The sequence below is a fragment of the Bacteroides sp. D1 genome (genome assembly GCF_000157095.2).
GTDB lineage: Bacteria > Bacteroidota > Bacteroidia > Bacteroidales > Bacteroidaceae > Bacteroides > Bacteroides xylanisolvens.
On record NZ_JH114342.1, the window covers coordinates 200908 to 205863 of the forward strand.

The 4956-nt window shown below is 31.4% G+C and carries 4 protein-coding genes and 1 pseudogene; all 5 read left to right on the forward strand.

Translation table 11 applies throughout. The annotated features are described in order from the left end of the window. Positions 1-906, forward strand: a 906-nt coding sequence (locus tag BSAG_RS11005; RefSeq protein WP_008997548.1) for a polysaccharide pyruvyl transferase family protein, incomplete at its 5' end; no start/stop codon positions are given. Positions 907-934: 28 nt separating this feature from the next. Then, positions 935-2233 (forward strand): hypothetical protein, encoded by a 1299-nt coding sequence (locus BSAG_RS11000; protein WP_004303673.1) that lies wholly within the window; start codon positions 935-937, stop codon positions 2231-2233. Between the two features lie 81 nt (positions 2234-2314). Next, positions 2315-3421 (forward strand): glycoside hydrolase family 99-like domain-containing protein, encoded by a 1107-nt coding sequence (locus BSAG_RS10995; protein ID WP_004314908.1) that lies wholly within the window; start codon positions 2315-2317, stop codon positions 3419-3421. A 5-nt stretch (positions 3422-3426) separates the two neighbouring features. Beyond that, positions 3427-4524, forward strand: coding sequence for a glycosyltransferase family 4 protein (locus BSAG_RS10990; RefSeq protein WP_004314909.1), 1098 nt, complete (start codon positions 3427-3429; stop codon positions 4522-4524). A 145-nt stretch (positions 4525-4669) separates the two neighbouring features. Then, positions 4670-4956 (forward strand): annotated as a pseudogene (locus BSAG_RS25655) (hypothetical protein); the annotation flags it as partial.

Genomic DNA, 4956 nt, shown 5'->3' on the forward strand with positions numbered 1-4956 from the left:
TGTTTTTTTGTAGAAGCTTTGTTGTTTAAATATTTGCATGTTTGTTTACCCTTTACTAATTTAGGACGAATGATAAAGCAAGTCGAGTACGTTGCTGCAATTAATGGAGGAGATGGCTTTTCAGATATTTATAATACTACCTCTTTTCTCAATCGGTTGCCTGATATCAATTTAGCAATGAAATTTAATATTCCTGTTATTATTCTTCCTCAAACATTAGGACCATTTAGAGAGAGCAAGAATAAAGCTATAGCTGACCGTATACTTTGTTACGCTAGTCAAATTTTTGTTCGTGATAATAAATATGCTTCTGATTTGGAGGCAATGGGATTGAAGTATGAACAAACGAGGGATTTGTCATACTATATGAAACCGGAACCTTTTAACATTGAAATTAAGGCTAATGCAATAGGTATTAATATAAGTGGATTGGCTTATAGCAATAAATTTAGAACTCTTTCAGGGCAATTTTCTACGTATCCATATCTCATAAATAAACTTATTGTTTATTTCCAACAGAAGAATATTGCGATTTATTTAATACCTCATTCATATAATTATCAGAAAGTAGAAGTTGCAAATGACGATATGGAAGCTGCACGTGATGTCTATTCTAAATTGCATGATAAGAGCAATATTATACTTATTGATCAAGATTTGATTTCGCCCCAAATAAAGTTTATTATATCTCAAATGAAGTTTTTTATTGGCACACGTATGCATGCTAATTTTGCAGCTATGTATACAGGAGTACCATTGTTTGGGTTAGCATATAGTTATAAATTTCAAGGAGCATTTGAAGCAAATGGCATTTATGATAGTACAGCCATGATAAATGATATCAGTGAAAAGGAAGCAGATGCTATAGTAGAGAGAATAGTTACAAAATATAAAAGCTTGGACTAATTTTAGCCTATATTACAATATCCGCTCTATGGCATTTATTCAATCTTGGTTAACCATTATCATTCTTGTGGCTTTTTTCGTAAAGTTGCGAATAGGTCTGGTTTTGTATCTCGCTTACTTTTTTTTGGTTCCATATTTTAATATAAATTTTTTAGGGATTTCTCTGAGCTGGAATTTTGCGAATATTTTACTTCTTATTGCTTTTGTCATAGATTATTATAAACATCACGGTAAAGTTAGGTTGGATTTGCGTCCATTCTATCCATTTATTTTTTTCTATGTTATGATGCTTATTATGATGCCTTTTCAGGAGTTTGTTCCAACAGATATTGCATTGAATTCATGGCGTGCAAATATGATGACTAATTTAGTATTACCAATAGTTATGTGGAATGTGTCTAGATATGATCCTAAAATCATTAGATATAGTAGAAACTGTATGGTTATTGTAATTATTGTCATCGTTATATATGGAATTTTCTTGTTGACCTTGAATGGATTAAATCCTTATGTCTATTTTATGGCACAGATTAATAATGCAGAATTGCGTGAGGCTCAATTTGGTGAGCAAATGGCTCGGCTTATTATCAAAATATCATCGGTGTTCACTCACCCTATGATTTTCGGTCTATTTTTAGGCTTAGCAATGGTATACCTTTATTCTTTGAAAGATAAAATAAAACCATTATTTGTATATTTATTGATGTTTTTTATTGTTGTTTGTATTTTTCTTTGTGGCATCCGTACTCCGATAGGTGCCATGTTTCTGACTGTTTTCTTTTATCTATTAATGTTACGTCGAATTAAACCGATGATATATGTCGCTGTTATAGGATTTATTGGTTATATTATTATTGAAAATATACCAGAATTATCAGCAACGATAGATTCAATTTTTATTAAAGATAGTCGCCAAACGAATGTGGAAGGTTCTTCTATTGATATGCGTATGGAGCAACTGAATGGTTGCTTCAGGGAAATACAGGATTGTTTAATTTTTGGAAAGGGATATGAATGGTGTGGTTATTACATGTCTATTCATGATCTTCACCCTGTTTTATTAGCTTTCGAGTCTCTTATTTTCGTTGTACTTTGTAATAGTGGTATAGTAGGCTTGTGTGTGTGGGTCATTACATTTGTTTGGTTATTTAGGGGGGTATATAGAATGAACAAGAATGTTAATGTAACATTGTTTGTGATTACATTAGCTGTTTATTACATTGCTTATTCGGCTATTACAGGAGAATATGGTTATATGAAATATTTTATTATTTTCTATACGCTATTATTAATGGAGTCGAAAATATTTATAGGTAGAAAACATTGATTTGAGTAAGCTATTTAGTTTATCAGAAATATGTATATATTATTATTTTACTGAAATTTATTAAGTGTTAATATATAAGATATGATTACAAAAGCAAGAGTTATTGCATTTTACCTCCCTCAATTTCATCCAATTAAGGAAAATGACGAATGGTGGGGAAAGGGTTTTACGGAGTGGACAAATGTAGGAAAAGCTAAACCCTTGTTTAAAGGACATTATCAGCCACGAGTTCCTGCGGATTTAGGCTACTATGATTTAAGGATGCCTGAGGTTAGAGAAGCGCAAGCGGATATGGCACGTGAGGCAGGGATAGAGGGATTTATGTATTGGCATTATTGGTTTGGTAATGGTAAGCAGATACTTGAACGTCCTTTTAATGAAGTTTTATCGTCAGGAAAACCTGATTTCCCATTTTGTTTGGGATGGGCTAATCATAGTTGGACGCGTAGGACATGGAATAGTGATGCCCAAAAACATAAGAATTTAGATTTGATGATACAAGAATATCCTGGTGATGAGGATATTGTAAAGCATTTTAATAATGTATTACCTGCGTTTAAGGATAAAAGATATATTGCTGTGGATGGAAAACCTATATTTTTGATATATGATCCTGAGGCTTTACCTGATGCAAAACACTTTATTGATGTGTGGAAAAAGCTGGCTAAACAGAATGGACTGGCAGGAATACATTTTGTCGGGCTTCAGAATGCTGCTGTTAGTCGGTATCAGAGAATCTTTGATTTAGGTTTTGATGCGTTAGCTCCCTCTAATTTGTGGCATGCAGAAGAATTATGTAAAGGGCGTTGGTGTAAGTTGCTTCAGCATAAAATACGTCAGCTCTTTCCTAATTATACCCCTCTTGATAAGTATAAATATAAGGATATTATTTCTAATTTTTATACATCTTATGATTATAGAGAGGATGTATATCCATCGATTATTCCTAATTGGGACAGATCACCACGTGCTGGTCGCCGTGCAGTAATTTATACAGGTTCTACTCCAGCTCTTTTTGAAGAACATATAAAAAAGGCATTAGAGGTAATTTTGCAGAAACAGGATCAACACAAGATTCTATTTTTGAGATCTTGGAATGAATGGGCAGAGGGAAATTATGTGGAACCTGATTTGAAGTTTGGACATGGTTATTTGGACGTCTTAAAATCTTCTATTTTGATGAAATAAAATATATGAAAATTTTAGAATTGCATTATTCTACTGCAGCAGCTGGTGCTGAGAGATTTTTAGTGGATATATCAAATGAATTATCTTTAAATCATGAAGTGGTTTTGTGCACGACAGATGATGATTCAGTTTTAGAAAATTCATTTTATAAAAATGAAATAAGCCATAAAATAAAATACATAAATCTGAAATGTAAGAGTGGTTTGGAGTTAAGAGCAATATGGCGTATATTGAAAGTTGTAAAAGAAGAAAAGCCGGATGTTGTACATTCGCATGCAGATTTAATAACTCTATTCTTACCTGCAATTTTATATCCTCACTCGAAATATTTCCATACTTTACATAGTCTTGCCGAAAGGTGTTTGTCTTCAAAAAAACTCAGGTCTGTATATAAATGGTTTTATCGAAAAAAAATACAACCAATAACCATATCTCAAATATGCCTTGATTCATATAAGAAATTGTATAAGTTAGACAATGCTATAAATATAAATAATGGACGATCTAAGTTGATGAGAACCGTAGATTATGATAAGGTTTCTGTAGAATTAGAAAAATTAAAAATACATGATGATGATAAAATATTTATCCATGTGGCTCGATGCGCTAAAGTGAAAAATCAAGAATTATTGGTGAAAACTTTTAATCGATTCTTGAATGAAGGTAATCATGGCATCTTGATATTAATAGGTGCATCGTATGATTCAAAAGAAAACATACATATTATTAATAGTGCACAGAAAGGTATATACTGGTTAGGTACAAAAAATAATGTTGTGGACTATTTGTTGAAGGCTGATTTCTTTGTGTTGTCTTCATTAGCTGAAGGACTTCCTATTTCATTATTAGAAGCAATGTCTTGCGGGGTTATACCAATATGTACACCTGTAGGAGGGATACCGAATGTAATAGATGGCGAAGATAAAGGTTATATTTCTAAAAGTTCTAATGCAGACGATTTTTACTATACTTTAAAGAAGGCTTTTGATAATGAAGAAAAAATAAACAGAATGAAATTAAAAGAATATTTTGATAATAATTTTTCTATATCTCATTGTGCAGAAAGTTATTTAAGGGTATTTGGTTATGATGAAATAAAATAGGTCAAGGTTTATAATTCTATCTAGGGGTAAATTATATATATTATGGTAGTTATTACTGTAAAAAACACAGTTGCTCATGATATTTCTGATAGTTACATATTAACAAGATTTTAGTTGAAATTTGAGCATAAATAGATAATACTAAGTGAAAAATCGTATTTATTTTTTTGCAAATTTTGGGGATTGGAGTAAAATTCCATTCGGAGGCGGGGAAGTAGGTAATAGAAGAACTCTTGCTCTATTGAAAAAACTCAATTATGATATTGTTCTAATCCCTAAATATATAAGGGTTAATGATCATTCATTAATTAATTCTATTGAGTTGTTATTTAAAATAATCTCAAATATTTTTTTTGTTTGCAAAGACTTTAATAAATGGACAAAGAAAGGGGGCTATAGTTCATATTGCTGGCTTTTATGGTATAATGATAT